This window comes from Nocardia sp. XZ_19_231 (assembly GCF_015355705.1).
Taxonomy (GTDB): Bacteria; Actinomycetota; Actinomycetes; order Mycobacteriales; family Mycobacteriaceae; genus Nocardia; species Nocardia salmonicida.
This window is the reverse complement of sequence record NZ_JACUZI010000006.1, coordinates 296,444-316,339: the sequence shown is the minus strand read 5'-3', so window position 1 is coordinate 316,339 and position 19,896 is coordinate 296,444. Positions and strand designations below refer to the sequence as shown.

Here is a 19,896-nt window from a genome sequence, read left to right as displayed (position 1 = left end):
TTGATGAAGGACCAACGGTAGGGGTCGGGACGGATGTGGCGCATCTGATTTTCACCGCGCCCGGCAGGTCAGCCGGTGGTGATCGCCGCCGCGATCTGAACGCGGTCGGGGATCGACGAGCTGGCGCCGAGGCGGGTGGTCGCCAGTGCGCCGGTGGTATTCGCCCAGTTCAGTGCGGTAGTCGCGCCCTGATTCCAGGTTGCGACCAGTCCGCCGGTGAACGCGTCACCGGCGCCTGTCGTGTCGACCACATCGACGGCGAGTCCCGCGACGGAGAGCTCGGTCCCGTCCTCGCCGCGATACACCGCCCCGTCACCGCCGAGTGTGCGCACGACGTGCGCGACCTGGGCCAGCTCGGCCGAATACTGTTCGTACTCCAGCGAATTCACGATCGCGAGGTCGACGGCGGTCCAGAGTTCGGTGGGCAACGGCTGAACCGGCGAGGGATTCAGCGCGACGACAGTGCCCGAGGCGCGAGCATGTCGGGCGGCTTCGAGCACGGTGTCGATCGGAATCTCCAACTGGCACAACAGGATGTCGGCCGCCGCGATCGCCGCGAGTTCGGCGGCCGTCAGATCGGTCACCCGGCCGTTGGCTCCCGCCACCACGATGATGCTGTTCTCGCCGGTGTCGTCGACGATGATCGAGGCGATCCCGCTGGCGCCGTCGACCCTGCGAACAAGGGTGGTATCGATGCCCGCGTCCGACAGCGTCGCCGTCAGTTCCGCCCCGAACGCGTCATCGCCGATCGCACCGAGAAACCGCACCCGCGCCCCGGACCGTGCCGCCGCGATCGCCTGATTCGCGCCCTTCCCGCCGGGCACCGTCGCGAACGCGGTCCCGAGCACCGTCTCTCCCGGTGCGGGCCTGCGCGAGACCGTCGTGACCAGGTCCATGTTGACGCTGCCCAGCACGACGACGGTCGGCGAATCGGTGCGATCCATAGCACTGAATCTAGCGGCGACAGCGCCACCCGACCTGCGGGGCGTCCTTGTCTATATCTACGTCGACAGCTCCGCCGGACCTGTGGATAACTCGGTCCCGCCGCCGGTCGGAGCCGTATTCCGCGCGGCGGGCGGCGTCGAGTGCGCACGGCGGACTGCGTACGCTGATACCCATGACGGTAGAAGTGACCCCCGAGCTGGACATCCGCGCAGCGGTGCACGACGCCGCCCGCAGGGCTCGCGTCGCGTCCCGTGTGCTGGCCCAGCTGACCACGGCGCAGAAGAACGACGCACTGCACGCGGCGGCCGACGCCCTGCTCGCCGCCGCCGATCGCGTGCTCGCGGCCAATGCCGCCGACATCGCGACCGCGCAAGCCGCCGGTACCGAGGAGAATCTGCTCGACCGGCTGCGGCTCACCAAGTCCCGCATCGACGGCATCGCCTCGGGTCTGCGTCAGGTCGCCACGCTGCCCGATCCGGTCGGCGTCATCGTGCGCGGCTCGACCCTGCCCAACGGCCTCGAGATCCGCCAGACCCGTGTTCCGCTCGGCGTGGTCGGCATGGTCTACGAGGCACGGCCCAATGTCACCGTCGACGCGTTCGGCCTCGCCCTCAAGTCGGGCAACGCGGCGCTGCTGCGCGGGTCGTCCTCGGCCGCGAACTCCAACGCGGCGCTGGTCGACGTATTGCGCGAAGCCCTTGTCGTCCAGGGTGTCCCGGCCGACGCCGTGCAGCTGCTGCCCAGCAACGACCGCTCCAGCGTCACCCACCTGATCCAGGCTCGCGGCCTCGTCGACGTGGTGATCCCGCGCGGCGGTGCGGGCCTGATCAACGCCGTCGTCCGCGACGCGCAGGTGCCCACCATCGAGACCGGCACCGGCAATTGCCACGTCTACGTGCACTCGGCCGCCGACCTGGACATGGCCGAGGCCATCGTGCTCAATGCCAAGACCCGCCGCCCCAGCGTCTGCAATGCCGCCGAGACCGTACTCATCGACGCCGCCGTCGCCGAGACCGCGCTGCCCCGCCTCAGCAAGGCACTCGACGACGCGGGCGTCACCATCCACGGTGATCTGCCCGGTCAGGTCCCGGCCACCGATGCCGACTGGGGCGAGGAGTACCTCACCATGGATATCGCGCTGAAGGTCGTCGACGACCTCGATGCCGCCGTCGAGCACATCAACACCTGGGGGACCGGCCACACCGAGGCCATCGTCACCGCCGACCTGGCCGCCGCCCGCGAGTTCACCGCTCGCGTGGACGCCGCCGCGGTGATGGTGAACGCGTCCACCGCGTTCACCGACGGTGAGCAGTTCGGCTTCGGCGCCGAGATCGGCATCTCCACCCAGAAGCTGCATGCCCGCGGCCCGATGGCACTGCCCGAACTCACCTCCACGAAGTGGATCGTGTGGGGCGACGGCCAGACTCGGCCGGTGTGATCATGACTCTCGTACAGGATCCGATCTTCACCTCGGTCGACGATGTCATCGACCGGCTCGCGACCACCGGCTACCTGGCCGACAAGGCAACGGCCACGTCGGTCTTCCTCGCCGATCGGCTGGGTAAACCGCTGCTCATCGAAGGCCCGGCCGGTGTCGGCAAGACCGAACTGTCGCGAGCGGTGGCCCAGGTCGCCAACGCCGAACTGGTTCGCCTGCAGTGCTACGAAGGCGTCGACGAAGCCCGCGCGCTCTACGAGTGGAACCACGCCAAGCAGATCCTGCGAATCCAGGCGTCGAGTGAAAACGATTGGGCCGAAACCAAAGCCGACGTCTTCACCGAGGAATTCCTGCTCTCGCGCCCGTTGCTCACCGCCATCCGCCGTACCGAGCCGACGGTGCTGCTGATCGATGAGACCGACAAGGCCGATGTCGAGATCGAGGGCCTGCTGCTCGAGGTGCTCAGCGATTTCGCGGTGACCGTGCCCGAACTGGGCACCATCACCGCCACCCGCAAGCCGTTCGTGGTGCTCACCTCGAACGCCACCAGGGAACTGTCGGAGGCGCTCAAACGCCGCTGCCTGTATCTGCACCTGGACTTCCCCGACGAGGACCTCGAGCGCCGCATCCTGGCCAGCCGCGTACCGGAACTCCCGAACGCCGTGGCCGAGCAACTGGTGCGGGTCGTGCACGTACTGCGCGGAATGCAACTCAAGAAGCTGCCCTCGGTCGCCGAAACGATCGACTGGGGCAACACCTTGCTCGCCCTCGGCGCCGCCGATCTCGACGACGCGACCGTGCGCGCCACGCTCGGCGTGGTGCTCAAGCACCGCAGCGATCACCAGCGCGCGCTGGCCGAGCTGAAACTGGCCTGATCATGACCGCACCGGCACCGCACGGAATCGGCGGCCACGTCGCCGGTTTCGTCGGTGCGCTCCGGGCCCGTGGCGTGCCGGTCGGCCCGTCGGAAACCGTCGACGCCGGCCGGGTGCTGACCGTATTGGACCTGCTCGATCGCGAGGCCGTGCGCGAGGGGCTGGCCTGTGCGCTGCTGCGCAGACCCACCCATCGCGCCACCTTCGACGGACTGTTCGACCTGTGGTTCCCCGTCGCCGTCGGTGATCGCACCGGCGAGGCTCCAGACCTGCCGCGCACCCCCGACGGGCAGGTCGACCTCGCCGCGCTCCGTGAGCAACTGGCCGAGTTGCTCGCCGCCGAGGACAGTGGCCCCCAACAGCAATTGCTAGCCGGGCAGATAGTCGAGCAACTCGGGCAATACCAGTCCGCGCGCGGGCCGTCGTTCTCCGCGTACCAGGCACTCAAAGACGTTGCGCCCCAGTCCTTGCTGGCCAAGATACTCGCGGGTCTCGGCCTGCCACCGGATGCGAGCGAGCGAGACACCGAGGTTGCTCGCCGCGTCGCCAGGGAACGCATCGCGGGGTTCAGGGCCAGTGTGGAAGCCGAGACCAACCGGCGCGTGGCCGAACAGATCGGGCGCGACCGCGTCGCGACCTATGGTGTCGCTCGCCAGGCCGAGGACGCCGACTTCCTCCGTGCTTCCGAACGCGAGCTCACCGAACTGCGGCGCGGCACTCAGCGCTTGGCTCGGATCCTGGCCTCCCGGCTGGCGGTGCGGCGCAAACGGGCCAGGCGCGGCGAGATCGATCTGCGCAAAACCCTGCGCGCGTCGATGTCGACCGGTGGGGTGCCGATCGACCTGGTGAACCGTAAACCTCGCCCCGGCCGACCGGAACTGGTGCTGCTGTGCGATATCTCGGGTTCGGTGGCCGGGTTCAGTAACTTCACGCTGCTGCTGGTGAGCGCGTTGCGTGAGCAGTTCTCGCGGGTGCGGATCTTCGCCTTCGTCGACCGCACCGACGAGGTCACCGGTTTCTTCGAGCCGTACGCCGGCCTCGACGATGTGATGACCCGGATCTTCACCGAGTCGCGCATCATCGACGCCGACGGGCACTCCGATTACGGCTACGCGCTGACCAGTTTCGCCGAGAACTTCGGCGAAGCCGTCACCAGCCGCAGCTCGCTGCTGGTCCTCGGCGACGGCCGCACCAACTATCGCAACCCGCAACTGGACACGCTGCGCGAACTGGTCGGTACCGCCCGGCACGCGCACTGGCTCAATCCCGAACCCAAGAATCTGTGGGGGACAGGGGATTCGGCGGCTCGCGACTACGGTTCGGTGATCGAGATGCACGAATGCCGATCAGCTCGGCAGCTGACCGAGGTGGTCTCCAGGTTGTTGCCCGTCTGAAGGAGCTGACGATGAGCGTTGATGTCTTGGCCTACTGCCTGGCGAAACCGGGTGCCTGGGAAGACGAGCCGTGGGAGGGCGACACCGTCGCCAAGGTCGGCGACAAAGTGTTCGCGTTCCTCGGTGCGGGCACGTCGATCGGCCTCAAATGCGGCCGCGACCGCACCGAAGCCGACGAGTTGGTCAACATCTACCCCGACGATGTCACCGTGTCGGCCTACATCGGCCGCTACGGCTGGAACAGCGTTCGCGTCGGCGGCGCGGTCCCCGACGACGAACTGCGCGAACTGATCGACGCCTCCTACGACGCGGTCGCCGCCAAACTCCCGAAGTCGAAGCGCCCCACTGCCTGAGTCCTTCAGCCGACGTTAAGCGACTCACATGGCGCCACAACGAAGATCACGCCCATGTGGGCAGGGGCGTCGCGCGACGACGAGCGATCCGATCGACGGATATCGGACGTAGGGAAGCTGCGATCGGGTCATTTCCTCGCCGGCTGGGCGTGGTTCGCTCGGTGACCGACCCGCTCACGAACGAGACCGATCGCCCGCGAGATGAGCCCGTCAGCATCGGCGGTCCTGCCGACTCGGTGGAAGATCCAGGACGTCGAACCATCGCAGTGCCGGATGCGGCCGCGGCCGGAGACCTGGGACGACAACGCGCGCCGGGTCTGACGAGCGATGCTGTCGCAGCACGGGACGCGGCTGCCGCGGAAGGTGCCCCTCGACGCCCCGCGCCCGGTTCGGGGGCGCGGGCCGCGCGGCGGCTGGCCGGGATCGCTGCGGCACGCCTTGCGGATGCCCCGGCCGCGGCGGAGGAACAGCTGCGGCGGGCGCTCGTCGTCGGCGCCGGTGAACTGGGTGGTCGAGAACTCGCCGCGATGCGCACCCAGTTGGTCACCGCCGTCGCCGCCCAGCCGGGGCGCGACCGTGAGATGGCTCGTGCGGCCGCGGCGGCCGCCGCCTGTTGGCAGCCGATCTCGCAGGCCGATGCTGTCCATCTGTGGCTGGTCGCCGGGCGTGCCTGGCATCGGGCGGGCAGGCACGGCGAGGCGGTGGTCGCTTTCGACCGTCCGCTGCTGACCGGAACTGTCGGCTATCCACCCGCCGAGCTCGCGCGGGTCCGCGCCCAGTTCGCCGAATCGCTGAATCACCTCGGCCGCTACCGCCAGGCCGCGTGGCAGTTCGCCGAGGCGGCACGGCTGATCGCCGGTACGCCCGCACAGCGCCGCCGTCATGCCGATCTGGTGTGGTCGGCCGCGGTCGCCCGCGAGTGCTGTGGGCAGGAGTCCGAGGCTCTCGGGGGCTACCTGCGCGCCGCGGGGCTGTGGGGTGAACAGGACAAGATCGTGCCGAGGGCCCGCTGCCTGCGCGCCGCCGCCTGGCTGCAACTGCGCGGACCCGAGGGGCGCGTGCGCGGGCCGTGGTGGGTGACGATCGATGTGTTGCTGACCGAACTGAATGGCCGGGTCGCCGCCGATCCGGCCGCGCACCTCGTCGAAGAGCTGAAACACACCCGCGCCCAGTTCGCCCAGATGTGCGCGCAGGCGACCCGACCTCGCGAGCGCCGTGACGGCCCCGAGTAGTCCGGTCCGCCCCGGTCCGGTCGGCCGGATTAAGCTCAGACCTCATGCACGAAACAGCTCGGCCGCGTCGCAAGCTCGGCGTCATGGGCGGCACCTTCGACCCGATCCACCACGGCCACCTGGTCGCGGCGAGCGAGGTCGCGAACCGGTTCGAGCTCGACGAAGTGATCTTCGTACCGACCGGTCAGCCGTGGCAGAAGGTCAACAAGCAGGTCAGCCCCGCCGAGGATCGCTACCTGATGACGGTCATCGCCACCGCGTCCAACCCGAGGTTCTCGGTCAGCCGGGCCGACATCGAACGCAACAAGGTCACCTACACGGTGGACACCCTGCGCGAGATGCAAAACACGCATCCCGACGCGGAGCTGTACTTCATCACCGGTGCGGACGCGCTGGCCAACATCCTGACATGGCAGGATTGGACCGAACTGTTCGAACTGGCGAAGTTCGTCGGGGTGAGCCGACCGGGTTACGAACTGAACACCGATCATCTCGAGGAGCATCTGCGGGACCTTCCCGCCGACGCCGTGACGATGGTCGAGATCCCCGCGCTGGCCATCTCGTCGAGCGAATGCCGCCGCCGCGCAGCGGTTGGTCGGCCGGTCTGGTACCTCGTCCCCGACGGCGTGGTGCAGTACATATCGAAGCGGCACCTCTACGTGCCCGCAGGAACGGAAGGTAGCTGACGTTGAGCCACATGAGTGAGGGTCTGACCCCACAGGAGGAGACCGTATGAGTGCCTCTACCGAAGCGATCGAGATGGCAACGGTCGCCGCACTCGCGGCCGACGACAAGCTCGCCACCGATGTCGTCGTGCTCGACGTCTCCGAGCAGTTGGTGATCACCGACTGCTTCGTGATCGCCTCGGCGCCCAACGAGCGCCAGGTCAACGCGATCGTCGACAACATCGAGGACAAGCTGCGTGAAGCCGGTCACAAGCCGGTCCGTCGCGAGGGCACCCGTGAGGGTCGCTGGGCACTGCTCGACTACGTCGACATCGTCGTGCACGTCCAGCACAACGACGAGCGCAATTTCTACGCACTCGAGCGCCTGTGGCGTGACTGCCCGGCAGTTCCCGTCGAGGGCATCGCCGCACTCCCGACTCCGGCAGCGGACGACGACGCGCAGGTAGAGGGAATCAACGAGTGAGTAAGTACGCCCATGTGCGCAACCTGATCCTGTTGCGGCACGGGCAGACCGAATGGAACGCGGCCGACCGGATGCAGGGCCAGATCGACACCGATCTCACCGAACTCGGTCGCCAACAGGCCAAAGAGGCTGCGCGCGAACTGGGTTCACGCAACGCCATCGCGATCCACGCCTCCGATCTGCGTCGCGCCAAGGAAACCGCGCAGGCGCTCGGCGACATCAGCGATCTGCCTGTCCTCACCGATCCGCGGCTGCGCGAGACCCACCTGGGTGACTGGGAAGGTCTGACCCACCTCGAAGTCGACGCCGACTACCCCGGCGCGCGTGTGCAGTGGCGTCTGGACGCCACCTACACACCGCCCGGTGGCGAGAGCAAGCTCGAGGTCGGTGCACGGGCACTGCCTGTGGTGCGCGAACTGTACAACGAGCGGCAGGATTGGCCCGGTCGGACTATCATCCTGGTTGCGCACGGCGGGTTGATCGCTGCTCTGACGGCCGCGTTGCTGGAACTGCCACCGGAGAACTGGCCTGCCCTCGGCGGGCTGGCCAATACCAGCTGGGTGCAGCTTTCCAGTCACGGCCCGGATGTCGACCGACCCGGCTGGCGCCTCGATGTTTGGAACGCAGCGGCGAAGGTAGCTCCCGATGTCCAATGAAGAGCCCGTCCGATCAGTACCTGATGAGATGTTCCAGCAGGTGACGGCCAAAGCCGGACGGCAATTGCCGGACGCGCTATTCGGTCCGCCACCTGCTCGCGCAGAGCGCGAGGAGCCGATCCGTTCGGTACCGGACGAACTCTTCAAGCAGGTCACCGCGCGCAGCGAACGATCGCTGCCCGATGCCCTGTTCGGCCCGCTTCCCCCGCCGGTCGTCGCTGAACCCGAGCCGGTCGACTCGGCGGCAGCAGCCGTCGAGTCCGGCTCGGAGGCAGCGGATTCCGAGTCCTCGGCCGTCGAGGTTCCCTCCGACGACAGCGTCGATGCCGACAGCGCGGGGACCTCGATCGGTGACGATGACGAGGGTGAACTCGACGCGGTCGAGATCGCATCGAGTTCCGCTGTGCAGGAAGCCGAACCCGGCGACGCGGACTCTGTTGTCGTAGATACGGATACCGACCAGTCGGCTGCGGATATCATCGCGGCCGATGTGGCTGCGGATTCGGCTCCCGTCGGCGATGTATCCGCTGAGGATTCGGCGGTAGTCGCCGAGTCGCTCGCGGTTGCCACCGGATCGGCTGTGCCACAAACACTCCGACCGGAAACGGCTGATCCGGTTCTGTCCGCCGCCGAGGTCACTACCTCGGTCGACGATCCCGGAGCTGCTTCGGTCGAGGTCGCGGCCGCCGCCGACGGAATCGATCCTGCTGGTGTGCGGGCCGATCCCGCCGCTGCACGCCTGGACCTGGACTCCGCAGACAGCTCGGTGACGACTTCGCCTGCCGCAGACGCGAGTCTCGTTGTCGCGGCGTCCGCGAACGCGGTTGCCTCGCAGGGCGAATCGGTTGCTGTGGCAACCGCCGGTTCTCTGCTCGTCGAGGAAGCCGGTTCGCCGAGGCCGGTGGAGTCCGCCGCACCGCGCCCCGTGCTGCTGGTGATCGCGGACTCGCTCGCCTATTACGGTCCGAAAGGCGGCCTGCCCGCCGACGATCCGCGGATCTGGCCGAATATGGTCGCCGCGGAACTGGATTGGGACGTCGAGCTGATCGCGCGGATCGGCTGGACCTGTCGCGACGCGTACTGGGCACTGATCGGTGATCCGCGGGTATGGGCCGCGGTGCCGCGTGCCGGGGCGGTCGTGTTCGCCGTCGGCGGCATGGACACCCTGCCGTCTCCACTGCCCACCGCGCTGCGGGAGATGATCCGCTACATCCGTCCGCCACGTCTGCGCCGTGGCGTACGAGCGACGTACAACTGGTTGCAGCCGAAGCTGTCGAAACTCGGTCGCCCGGTTGCCCTTCCGCCGAGGGTGAGCGTGGACTACCTGGAGCAGTCGCGTACCGCGTTGAACCACCTGCGGCCGGAGCTTCCGGTCGTCGCGGTGCTGCCGTCGGTGCACAAGTGCGATGCCTACGGGCGGGTGCACAGGGGCAGGCCGCGGGCGGTCAAGGCTTTGCAGGCGTGGTCGGGTCGCACCTCGGTGCCGCTCGTCGACCTCGGTGAGGCCGTACATGACGACATCGAGTCGGGCACAGCGAACCCGGATGGCATCCACTGGGGCTGGGCTGGACACGCGGCAGTGGCGACGGCGATGACCAAGGCGCTGCAGGAGGTCCGGTAGTCCGTGGCCGTTGTGGTGGTCACCGATTCGGCGGCGGGATTGTCCGCTGATCTTGTCGCCGAGTTCGGTATCGAAGTGGTGCCGTTGCATGTGCTCGTCGGTGAGCGGGAGATCCGGGAGGGCGTCGATCCGATCGAGATCGACTACACGGCTGACTCGGTCACCACCTCGGCCGCTTCGCCCGGAGAGCTGCGTGAAGCCTACGAGCGTGCGTTGAGCCACAGCGATGGCGACGGGGTTGTCGTGGTGCATCTGTCGCGCCGGTTGTCGGCGACCTGGGAATCGGGTCGCCAGGCGGTGCGCGACATGGGCGCCGAAGACCGTGTGCGCGTGGTCGATTCGCTCGGCGCCGGTCTGGCCACCGGTCTGCCGGTGCTGGCCGCCGCGCGCAGGGCGATGGCAGGCGAGGCGCTGGCCGACGTCTACGAGTGCGCGGTGTCGGCCGCGACCCGTTCTCGCACGTTCATCCTGGTCAACCGCACCGAGCAACTCCGTAAGGGCGGCAGGTTGAGCAGCGCCGCCGCGTTCTTCGGCAGCGAACTGGTGACGAAGCCGCTGCTGCAGTTGGTGGAGGGCAAGCTCGAAATGCGCGAGAAGGTGCGCACCAGATCGCGCGCCTACGCCAAGCTGGTAGCCGCCGCGGTGGACGCGGCCGCCTCCGACGGTGCGGCCCTGGGCATTCAACATCTCGGTGCTCCCGAGGCCGCCGAGAACATTGCGGCGCAACTGCGTGAACAGCTGCCGGAGGTACGGGAACTCTATGTCGCCGAGTTCGGCCCCGCGCTCGGTGTGCACCTCGGTGTCGGCGCAGTCGCCGTCGCGGTGTTGCCGGGCGGATGCGTCTGAGCGGTGCCGGTTCAGAATCTCGCTGAGGGCAAACCCTTCGGTGTCGGCGATCCGGTGCCTACCGTAGGTGGCATGGCGGGCACCACTTCTCCACGAACCGACCTCCCACCGCGGGTACTCGAAGTCGACTGGGAACATCCCGATGCCGAGACGCTGCGCGCGGAGATGTCGGCGGAGGTCGGCCCTCGCTACGCCTACCTCGAGCTGGGAGAGCGTGGGCTCGCGCCCCATGCGGTCGATCTTTCCAGCGTGCACCGAACCTTCGTCGCCTACGCGGCGGCAGAACCAGCCGGCCACGCCGCATTGCGGTGGAACTCCGATGATCTCGAACTCAAGCGAATGTTCGTCCGCCCCGCCTATCGCGGCACCGGAACCGCGACCGCGCTCCTGCGAGCGGCCGAGGCGGCTGTCCGAGCGGCGGGCAGGCCCCGGATGATCCTGCAGACCGGGCATTTGCAGCCCGACGCGGTGCGTTTCTACGAACGCAGCGGTTATCACCGGATTCCGTTGTTCGCGCCGTATCACGTCCTGCCGTTGTCGAACTGTTTCGCGAGGAACCTGCACTGAAGTGGTGATCGCGTGGGGATCTAGGATTCCCCGATGACCGGATACGACGACTTCGACCAGCTCGACGCCGCGAACCTGCCTCCTCGCAGGCAACACATCCTCGCCGTGATCAGGGATTCGGTGCTCGCCCACGGCTACGCGCCGAGCACACGGGAGATCGCCGACGCGGTGGGCCTGCGCTCCACATCCACGGTCTCCCAACACCTGAAGGCGTTGGAGGAGGACGGTTTCCTGCGGCGTGCCGCCACCATGGCCCGTCCCATCGACGTGCGCCTGTTCCTGCGCGGCGCACCCGCCGCCGACTCCGACGCTTCGGTGTCGGTGCCCGTCGTAGGCGACATCGCCGCGGGCGCCCCGATCCTGGCCGAGCACAACCCCGACGACGTCATGACGCTGCCGCGTGAACTGGTCGGCCGCGGTGAGGTTTTCGGTCTGCGGGTACGCGGCGACTCGATGATCGACGCCGCGATCTGCGACGGCGATCTCGTCGTGGTCCGTAGTCAGCGAGAAGCCAACTCCGGCGACATCGTCGCCGCCATGATCGGCGAGGAGGCCACGGTCAAGGTGTACCGCCGCCGCAACGGCCACGTCCACCTCGAACCGCGCAACCCCGCCTACTCCGTGATCGACGGCGACGAAGCGGTCATCCTGGGTCGCGTCGTGTCGGTGATGCGCCGACTCTGAGGTCGCTACGCCGGGCCGAACCAGTCCAGCGACTGGCCGTGCGGCCCGGCGTAAGCCAACGGCTCGTCGTCGAGGGCGAGCACCAACCGGGCCGCCGCCGACTCGCGCGCCGGCAGCCGATCGACAAGCGAGGCGATCACCCCGGTGCCCTCCTGCGAAACCCAATGGCAGGGCAGATCCCGCACCGTCGCACGGAAGTCCGCGCGTGCCCGCGGCGAGAGATAGGTGAGCACGGCGCTGTGGAACACCACCACCGTGCTGTCGCGTGGTGCGTCGTGTACCAACTCGGTGACCTGCTCGTTCAGGTCGCCGGTCGCGATGGTCGCAGGAACCGCGGCGGCGATCGCACAGGCCGCGCGCAGCCGAGCCAGCCGCTCGTCCTGACCCGGCCAGATGAGGGCAGATAGCCACTGCTGGTCGTCCTCGTCGCCGGCATCGAGCGGGTTCAGATCCACTCCTGCTCGATGGACGACTCGGGGGAGCTGGTCCGGGATCGGTACCGGACCGGTTGTCCTGCAGGTCAACACAACCGGCGACGGGCCGTCGGACGGATCCAACGCGGCTCCGTCGTAGCGATAGCTGAAACGGTCCGGGTACAGGCACAGTCCGGCCGAGGCGCCGACCTCGATGAGTGACAGGGGCCCGGGTAGCCGGGCCAGTACCGGCAGTAAGGTCGCCGCCCGGCCCGCTTCGTTCGTCTGCGTTCGCCGGGTCAGTGCCGTTGCCGAGATCGCCGACCAGTTCTCGCGCAGCTGTTCGCGGAACTCGCTGTAGGGAACCGCGATCGCACCGTTCACTCGCGCGGCAGCCAGGATCAGGTTGGGTTGCTGCTTGTCCGTCGGCAATCCGGCGATCAGTGCCAGTGTCGCCGGATCCGTGCTGATATCCAGTGCTCGTCGGTGATAGAGCGGGGAATTGTCGCGCGCCTCGCGGAGTGCGAAGTCGCGGAATCGTTGTGCGAGTTCCATAGGTACCTGAGTACTTCGAGTCGGCCATGAGCGCACGGTATCCACTCGGGCAGGCCGGAATCCGTGCGCGCGGGTCGCCGAGGGTGGGTTGTCCACAGGCTCCGAGTTATCCACAGGTTTCTTTTCGGCCCAGGTCAGCGGGTCTTCGCCGGCTCGGCGTCGGCATAGCGTCGCTGCCATGTCACGTCACGAGGAGCACGAGCGGGTACGGCAGCGGCTGGGTGGTCTGGCGGTCCGCGAGCGAGGACGACCGAGCAGTCGACCGCTGCACGAGTCCGGGAGGGGTTCCGGGACGGTTGATTCGCGCGTCGACGACGATGCAGGGCATTGGGACGAAGACGAACTCGCACCCTCGTCCGGGCCGCCGGGAGCGGTCGCGACACCCGGGTGGCTCGACGATGGTGCCTCGCGAGGACGAAACCGGCTGGTGCCCGAGCGCTTTCGTGACGCACGGCTGGATCCGGGTCGTCGCGGAGCGATAGTCCTCGGCCTGGTGGGAGTCATCGCCGTGGTGCTGACCGGTGTGATGGTGCTGCGCGATCAGCCCGTGGCGCGGGCGGTGCCACCGGTGCCGGTACTCCGGGCGGAGAGCATCGCGGTGCAGGCCGATCCGACCGCTGCGGTTGCGGCCGTGTCGGGCCGAGGACCGAGTACGAGTGCTGAGGTTGTTGTCAGCGTGGTCGGTTTGGTCGAGCGGGCTGGGCTGCACCGACTGCCGGACGGATCTCGGATCGCCGATGCACTCGAGAAGGCCGGCGGGACCCGAGAAGGTGCTGATCTGGCAGGCCTGAACTTGGCCCAACGACTCTCCGACGGTGATCAGGTCGTCGTCGGTGCAACCGACCCACAGGTCGGACAACCACGCCTCGGCAGCATCATGATCGGTGCGGGTCGAATGCCCTCAGCTGCGCCGAACATCGCAGGCCCGAGCGCCGCGAGCCCGAGCACAGTGGGTTCGCATACCGCAGGCCAGGGCTCCGGCGGTGGTACGGGCGCAAAATCCCGCATCGATCTGAACACCGCGACCGAAGCCGAATTGGACGCACTACCCGGCGTCGGCCCGGTCACCGCCAAAGCGATCCTCGCGTGGCGCTCGACCAACGGCCGTTTCACCGATGTCGCTCAACTCGGCGAGGTCGACGGCATCGGCCCGGCGCGCTTGGCTCGACTGCGCGAGCTGGTGACGACATGATGCCTCCCCGCCGGGGTAGCGGACAGCACGAAAGCTGTTGCACCACGACCGATCACCTGGTCGCTGATGCCGCGGAGGCGACCGCATGACCTGCCCGATGTGGCCATGCGTGCGGCAGGCAAGTCGGCACGCCACAGACCGATCCGCGAGAACGCTGGACGACCGGGCCTCGGAGCCGGGCGACGTCCGTGCGGCATGCGCGATCGGACTCGGCGAAACGCAGTGCGCCGCAGACATGTCGACGGGGAATTCGGACAGCTGCACGTCCAGACGTGACGACGTGGCCGGCGGATGAGAGCGGCGCTGGGCGAGGAACCAGTTCAGGAGGAGTCAGCGGAGCGGCGAGCATCGAGGGCCGTGCCGCCGGTGAGGGCCGGGAAGCTTCGGCGGACATGGGTAGCGCGGTTCGGACACGCAGTGGGAAGACCGGAACGGGATCGGCGGATGAGCGCGGGGCCGCAGGGGGAGGCAGTCGTTGCCGACGTGGAGCATCAGGTGCTCGATATGCGGCTGGTGCCCGCGGCCCTCGGGTGTTGGGTGGCGACGATCGTCGCGGTGACCATGGGGTGGGTTGCGGGCTCGGTGTTGGCGGTAGGTGCCGTGGTGGTGGCAATCGGGCTCTGGGTGGTGCTGGTGTGGGCGATGGCGCATCGGCGGGAGCGGTGGCGGGTTGTCGCGGTTACCGGGTTGGCGACGATGTTGCTCGGCGCAGGCTTCGCGGCTGCGGGTGCTTGGCAGGAGCATCATGTCCAGTCGCACCCGCTGCGAGAGTCGTTCGGTCGATCGGTGAACGTGCTCGCGGTCGTCACCGACGATGCGAAGCCGATGCGCGCCGGTGGGTTCGGTGGCGAGCGGCGGTGGATTGTTCGTGCAGGTCTGCGCGAGTTCGGTCAGGGCCGGGAGTGGACACAGGCGAGCGGTTCGATCGTGGTGCTCGCGCAGGGTAGCGAATGGGCGGAGTTGTCGCCTGGACAGCTGGTGCTGTTCAGGGCCGAGGTCAGCGAGCCGAGCCGCGCGGATCTGACGGTTGCCACCCTGCGTGCCACCGATGCACCGAAGCGGATCGGCGAGCCGCCGTGGTGGCAGCGGCTCGCGGCGAGCGTGCGATCGGACCTGGTCGAAGCGTCCGCCGCGGCACTGCCACCTACCGCGGCAGGGTTGCTGCCCGCGCTCGTCGTGGGCGATACCGTCGCCTTGTCAGAAGAAGTGCGTGACGCGTTCGAAGTGGCTGGGCTGCAGCACCTTTGTGTTGTCAGTGGAGCCAATTTCACGATCCTGTTGACTGCCCTGTTGGCACTCACCCGACTGTTCACGGCAGGTCCGCGGATCAGTGCCGCCGCGGCGGCGGGGGTCGTCCTACTGTTCGTCGTCATCGCGCGTCCGGACCCGAGTGTGCTGCGCGCGGCGGTGATGGGCTCGGTGACAGTGCTGGCTCTGCTCACCGGCCGGCGCAAACAGGCGCTACCGGCGCTGTGCGCGGCCGTGATCGGATTGCTCGCCGTCGCACCACAATTGGCGGTGAGCGCGGGATTCGCACTGTCCGTGATCGCCACGGCGGGGCTCATCCTGCTGGCGCCCAGCTGGGCGGACTGGTTGCGAGCGCGCGGATGGTGGCGCGCGCCCGCGGAGATTGTCGCGGTATCGGCGGCCGCGTTCGTCGTCACCTTGCCGTTGATGGTCGCCCTGTCGGGGCGGGTGAGCCTCGTGGCGATCGTGGCGAACGCGCTCGTCGCACCGGTGGTGGGGCTGATCACGGTGATCGGTGCGGTGGGCGCGGTCGTGGCGTGCGGGTGGGGTGGTGGTGCGGTACGGGTGCTCTGGTGTGCCCGCCCACCGATGTGGTGGTTGCTCGGCGTCGCCGATCGCGCTGCCGCGGTGCCGGGAGCCGCGGTAACGGTGCCGGGAGGTGCTGGCGGGGGAGCGGTCGCGGCAGTGATCGTCGTGGCGGTCGTGGCCGCCTTGCGTTGGTCGCACACCCGCAGATTCCTCGCCGTAGCGGCGTTGGGCGTGTCGATAGTGCTGGTCCCGGTGCGCTTCTTGCAGCCGGGTTGGCCGCCATCGGGTTGGGTGCTCGCGATGTGCGACGTGGGCCAAGGCGATGGCCTGGCCTTGTCGGTCGCTCCTGGTGCCGCGGTCGTCATAGACGTCGGCCCCGATCCTCGCCCGATGCGGGCGTGCCTGGACCGCCTGAGAATCACCCACATCCCCCTACTCGTCCTCACCCACCCCCACGCCGACCACATCAACGGACTCGCAGGCGCCCTCCGCGGCCGCACCGTCGACGCGATAGCCACCGCCCCGGGCGAACTCCGCCCAGCCATCGCCCGAACCTGCGCCGTCGCGAACCGAACCCACGAGCCGACGTCGGCCCCAGTACCGACACCGACCGTGTCAGGGGAACCGCAGCTGGCTGCAGCCGCACACCAGAGGGAGCGAGCGCCGACTGTGGGTGGCGATTCGCGTTCGAGGACGGGAATCGATCAGGTCGTGTGCCCGAGTGGAACCCCGGGGGAGAGGCCGGCGAAGGGTGATAGTCGGTCAGCGGACCACGGTGTCTCCCAGCGAGAACCGCATGGCCACGGTGACGACTCCGGTGGAGTCGAGCGGGTGGCGCAACTCGCGGGTGCGGCCGGTATTCCGCTCATGGAACTGCACGCAGGGCACGAAATGACCTTCGGGACAGTCGGATTACGTGTGTTGGCGCCGAGCAGGGAGGAGCCGGCATCATTGGCGGCTGATGAGGCCAACGATCGGTCGCTGGTGATGCGGGCTCGTACCTCGGCCGGGACGATCCTGTTCACCGGTGACATCGAGGCCGAGGCACAGGACCGGATCGTGCGTAACGGTGATGTCAGGGCGGACATTCTCAAGGTGCCGCATCACGGATCGCGCACCACCACAGCGGAATTCCTGCGAGCCGTCCGCCCGCGCCTGGCCTTGGTCAGCGCCGGGTCAGGCAACACCTTCGGCCACCCGCACCCGACGGTGACCACCGCCCTTGCCGCGCTCGGCACCACCGTGGCTCGGACCGACGTCGACGGTGACGTCGTGATCGTGGGCACCGCCTCCGAACTGCGGACTGTCACGTCCCGCCGCCGCGCGCGGCCTGCCCGTCACGGACCCGCCCCCCGACGCCGTCGGCATGGTTTCGGGGTGAATCGCCGGAGGTGGAGCGGGGAGGCGGCGCGTGTCCCGGTTGTCAGTGGGCGTACGTAGGATCGCCTGGTGAGCGAACGCCCTGCCTCGGTGCACCTGGTCCTCGGCGACGAGGAACTGCTGGTCGAACGTGCGGTTGCGAAGGTGACCGCGCAGGTGCGGGCCTGTGCGCCCGATCCGGATTCGGTGCCGGTCGATCGACTGCGCGCCGGTGACGCGAGCACCGCTGAGCTGGCCGAGTTGCTCAGTCCGTCGCTGTTCGCCGAAGACCGGGTGATCGTGCTCGAGTCGGCGGCCGAAGCGGGCAAGGACGCGGTCGCGGTGATCACCGAGGCCGCGGCCGATCCGCCCGACGGTGTGGTGCTCATGGTTCTGCACTCGGGCGGCGGCCGGGCCAAGGCGCTGGCGCCCGCGCTCCAGAAGAAGGGCGCGACCGTCCACGAGTGCACGAAGCTCAACAAGGGCGCCGAGCGGGTGGAGTTCGTGCGGGGCGAGTTCCGGGCGCTCGGGGTCAAGGTGCCGACCGAAGTCGTGCAGGTCCTGCTCGAATCCGTCGGTTCGGAACTGCGCGAATTGGCCGCCGCCTGTTCACAATTGGTGTCCGACACCGGTGGCAAGGTCGACGCGAACGCGGTCCGTCGCTACTACTCCGGCCGAGCCGAGGTCACCGGCTTCGACGTCGCCGATCTCGCTGTCGCCGGCGACCGCCCCGGCGCGATGGAGGCCCTGCGCTGGGCCACCGACCGCGGTGTTCCACACGTCCTGCTGGCCGACGCCCTCGCCGACTCCGTCCACACCATCGCCAAAGTCGGCTCGGCAGGCCGAGGCGACCCGTTCGCCCTCGCCCAGAAACTCGGCATGCCCCCCTGGAAGATCAAAAAAGCCCAGGCCCAAGCCCGCGGCTGGAACCCCACCACCATCGGCACCGCCCTACAGGTAGTCGCCACCCTCAACGCCGACGTCAAGGGCGGCGCCGCCGACGCCACCTACGCCGTGGAACACGCCCTCGCCCGCATCCTCGATCTCCGCACCACCGGCTAGCCCGCGCATTTCACAGGATCTCGGCACCCCGCCCCACTGAACAGGCGCGCCGCACCTCCATCCAATCGGGATCGAATCGCGATGTCCGGTCGCTATCGCGGCTGGCACAGTTGATCATGAGATGGTTGAGCCGAGTGGTAGCCGGGATGGAAGAGGCGGGCGCGGTCGACGCGGTCGGGGCTCGGCGGGGCGAACAGCACGGCAGGTGGTGAAGGTCGTCGCGGCGGTGTTGTCGGCTGCGGTGGTGGTTGTCACGGCGTATGGGTGGTCGACGGCGGGAAGTTTCGACGCGGGGTTCTTGCGGTCGCGGGCGATCGGTGACGACGCACCGCATTCACTCGGGGGCGATCTCAATATCCTGCTGATCGGGTTGGATACCCGGCGCGATCAGAACGGCAACGAGCTGCCGCCCGAAGTCCTCGACCAGCTGCACGCGGGCGACGGTGACGAGGGCGGATACAACGCCAATACCCTGATCCTGGTACACATTCCGGCCGCGATGGACAAGATCGTCGCGGTATCGATTCCTCGCGACGACTATGTGCCGGTCAGCGGCATCCCGGGCTACACCCACGCCAAGATCAAGGAGGCGTACGGGTTGAAGAAGGCCGCCGTGCAGGACCAGCTGATCGCGCGGGGCGTCACCGATCAGCGGAAGCTGGAACAGGCGGGTAGGGAGGCGGGGCGGGCCTCGACCGTGGCCGCGGTCCGGGATCTGACGGGGGTGCCGATCGACAGGTTCGCCGAGGTCACGCTGGGGGGATTCTACGATCTGGCCGCCGCGCTCGGCGGCGTGGAGGTCTGCTTGAACAAGCCGGTGAAGGACGCCGAGTTCTCCGGTGCCGATTTCCCCGCGGGCCGCCAGCAGCTGAATCCCGCACAGGCGCTGGCCTTCGTCCGGCAGCGGCACGGGCTGGAGAACGGCGACCTGGACCGAACCCACCGTCAGCAGGCGTTCCTGACCTCGGTGGCCAGGCAGCTACGAAGCGCGGGCACGCTCACCGACCCGGGCAAGCTCTCGGCACTGATGGATGTGGCGCATCGCAATATCGTGCTGTCGGATGACTGGAACATGACCGAATTCGTTCGCACCCTCGGCGCCGCAGATGATCCACAGGTCGAGTTCCGCACCTTGCCGGTGCTGCGCTACGACGTGATCAACGGCCAGGACGTGAACATCGTCGACCGGCCCGCGATCCGCCGCGAGATCGCCGCGGCCTTCGGTATGCCGGTACCGACGTCCACCACCGCCAAGCGCACCGGACAACGCACGGAACCGCCTGCCGCCTGGTCGTCGGAGTCGACCGCGGGCGCTTGGCGAACCAGCACGACCACATCGGAGACGGAGACTCCCGACGCGGGCAAGCCGGTCCGCAGCGATATCACCTCGGGGCAGGTGCCCTGCGTGAATTGACTACTCGCCGGCGACGACGAGCGAGATGTCCACATCCTCGTCGTCGGCGTCTTCGAGATCGTCGTAGCGTCCCTCCCACTCGTCGTAGAGGGGAACTTCGTCTTCACGGGTGACGATCCACGCGGCGCCGTAACCACCCTCCTCGTCGGGCACCATCACATTTTCGACCTTGAGACCGATCCCCAGGATCTCCGCCGCGCGGATCACCTCGGCCAGGTCATCGCCTCGTACCACCGTCTGATTCGCGTACACCGTCAACATGGCGCGAATGGTAGCTGGTGGAAAGGGACGACAAAAGCCGCCGTGGTCATCGAGGCCACGGCGGCTGCGTCTTGCGATGTTTCAGCCTACAGCGAGCACCAGGC

The 19,896-nt window shown here is 68.3% G+C and carries 19 protein-coding genes; 16 read left to right on the top strand and 3 right to left on the bottom strand.

Features of this window, described 5'->3' with window-relative positions:
- Nucleotides 1–68: 68 nt before the first annotated feature.
- Nucleotides 69–944 (bottom strand): ribokinase, encoded by an 876-nt coding sequence (locus IBJ82_RS26640; RefSeq protein WP_194828716.1) that lies wholly within the window; start codon nt 942–944, stop codon nt 69–71.
- A gap of 173 nt (nt 945–1,117) precedes the next feature.
- Here IBJ82_RS26640 and IBJ82_RS26635 point away from each other — a divergent pair, with 173 nt between their 5' ends.
- The 12 genes from IBJ82_RS26635 to lexA all read left to right on the top strand — a co-directional run bounded on the left by IBJ82_RS26635 (nt 1,118) and on the right by lexA (nt 11,760).
- A complete protein-coding gene (locus tag IBJ82_RS26635; protein ID WP_194828715.1) occupies nt 1,118–2,383 on the top strand; it encodes a glutamate-5-semialdehyde dehydrogenase in 1,266 nt (421 codons plus the stop codon).
- Nucleotides 2,384–2,385: 2 nt separating this feature from the next.
- Nucleotides 2,386–3,258, top strand: a complete 873-nt coding sequence (locus IBJ82_RS26630) for a MoxR family ATPase (RefSeq protein WP_194828714.1) — start codon at nt 2,386–2,388, stop codon at nt 3,256–3,258.
- Between the two features lie 2 nt (nt 3,259–3,260).
- Nucleotides 3,261–4,652 (top strand): VWA domain-containing protein, encoded by a 1,392-nt coding sequence (locus IBJ82_RS26625; protein WP_194828713.1) that lies wholly within the window; start codon nt 3,261–3,263, stop codon nt 4,650–4,652.
- An 11-nt stretch (nt 4,653–4,663) separates the two neighbouring features.
- Nucleotides 4,664–5,005 carry an MmcQ/YjbR family DNA-binding protein gene (locus IBJ82_RS26620; RefSeq protein ID WP_194828712.1) on the top strand — a complete coding sequence of 114 codons (342 nt, stop codon included), beginning with the start codon at nt 4,664–4,666 and terminating at the stop codon, nt 5,003–5,005.
- Between the two features lie 161 nt (nt 5,006–5,166).
- Nucleotides 5,167–6,237 (top strand): hypothetical protein, encoded by a 1,071-nt coding sequence (locus IBJ82_RS26615; RefSeq protein ID WP_194828711.1) that lies wholly within the window; start codon nt 5,167–5,169, stop codon nt 6,235–6,237.
- Between the two features lie 44 nt (nt 6,238–6,281).
- Nucleotides 6,282–6,923 (top strand): nicotinate-nucleotide adenylyltransferase, encoded by a 642-nt coding sequence (nadD, locus tag IBJ82_RS26610; protein ID WP_194828710.1) that lies wholly within the window; start codon nt 6,282–6,284, stop codon nt 6,921–6,923.
- Between the two features lie 46 nt (nt 6,924–6,969).
- The gene (rsfS, locus tag IBJ82_RS26605; RefSeq protein WP_056821472.1) at nt 6,970–7,386 is read left to right on the top strand and encodes a ribosome silencing factor; all 417 of its coding nucleotides are present in this window, start codon (nt 6,970–6,972) and stop codon (nt 7,384–7,386) included.
- Nucleotides 7,383–8,042 (top strand): histidine phosphatase family protein, encoded by a 660-nt coding sequence (locus IBJ82_RS26600; RefSeq protein ID WP_194828709.1) that lies wholly within the window; start codon nt 7,383–7,385, stop codon nt 8,040–8,042. Before rsfS ends, IBJ82_RS26600 begins: the two co-directional genes overlap by 4 nt.
- The gene (gene octT / locus IBJ82_RS34840) at nt 8,032–9,663 is read left to right on the top strand and encodes a diglucosylglycerate octanoyltransferase (RefSeq protein ID WP_228537685.1); all 1,632 of its coding nucleotides are present in this window, start codon (nt 8,032–8,034) and stop codon (nt 9,661–9,663) included. Before IBJ82_RS26600 ends, octT begins: the two co-directional genes overlap by 11 nt.
- A 3-nt stretch (nt 9,664–9,666) precedes the next feature.
- Nucleotides 9,667–10,509: a DegV family protein gene (locus IBJ82_RS26590; RefSeq protein WP_194828708.1), complete on the top strand. Its 843-nt coding sequence runs from the start codon at nt 9,667–9,669 to the stop codon at nt 10,507–10,509.
- A 72-nt stretch (nt 10,510–10,581) separates the two neighbouring features.
- Entirely contained in the window at nt 10,582–11,076 is a 495-nt protein-coding gene (locus tag IBJ82_RS26585; protein WP_194828707.1) for a GNAT family N-acetyltransferase, read from the top strand.
- A gap of 33 nt (nt 11,077–11,109) precedes the next feature.
- Nucleotides 11,110–11,760: a transcriptional repressor LexA gene (gene lexA / locus IBJ82_RS26580; protein ID WP_194828706.1), complete on the top strand. Its 651-nt coding sequence runs from the start codon at nt 11,110–11,112 to the stop codon at nt 11,758–11,760.
- 5 nt (nt 11,761–11,765) lie between these two features.
- Here lexA and IBJ82_RS26575 read toward each other — a convergent pair whose 3' ends face one another.
- On the bottom strand, nt 11,766–12,728 hold the full coding sequence (locus IBJ82_RS26575; RefSeq protein ID WP_194828705.1) for a DUF2332 domain-containing protein: 963 nt from the start codon (nt 12,726–12,728) through the stop codon (nt 11,766–11,768).
- Nucleotides 12,729–12,906: 178 nt separating this feature from the next.
- Between IBJ82_RS26575 and IBJ82_RS26570 the strand changes: the two genes are divergently transcribed.
- From IBJ82_RS26570 to IBJ82_RS26555, 4 genes are all read left to right on the top strand, one after another.
- Nucleotides 12,907–13,920, top strand: a complete 1,014-nt coding sequence (locus tag IBJ82_RS26570; protein ID WP_194828704.1) for a ComEA family DNA-binding protein — start codon at nt 12,907–12,909, stop codon at nt 13,918–13,920.
- A gap of 444 nt (nt 13,921–14,364) precedes the next feature.
- Nucleotides 14,365–17,136 (top strand): ComEC/Rec2 family competence protein, encoded by a 2,772-nt coding sequence (locus IBJ82_RS26565; RefSeq protein WP_194828703.1) that lies wholly within the window; start codon nt 14,365–14,367, stop codon nt 17,134–17,136.
- A gap of 9 nt (nt 17,137–17,145) precedes the next feature.
- Nucleotides 17,146–18,117: a DNA polymerase III subunit delta gene (gene holA / locus IBJ82_RS26560; protein ID WP_194828702.1), complete on the top strand. Its 972-nt coding sequence runs from the start codon at nt 17,146–17,148 to the stop codon at nt 18,115–18,117.
- Nucleotides 18,118–18,322: 205 nt separating this feature from the next.
- On the top strand, nt 18,323–19,531 hold the full coding sequence (locus tag IBJ82_RS26555) for an LCP family protein (RefSeq protein ID WP_370585491.1): 1,209 nt from the start codon (nt 18,323–18,325) through the stop codon (nt 19,529–19,531).
- Here the strand turns inward: IBJ82_RS26555 and IBJ82_RS26550 are convergent, their stop codons facing one another.
- Complete coding sequence (locus IBJ82_RS26550) at nt 19,532–19,792, bottom strand: hypothetical protein (RefSeq protein WP_194828700.1); 261 nt, start codon at nt 19,790–19,792, stop codon at nt 19,532–19,534. It lies immediately after the preceding gene.
- Nucleotides 19,793–19,896: the final 104 nt, after the last annotated feature.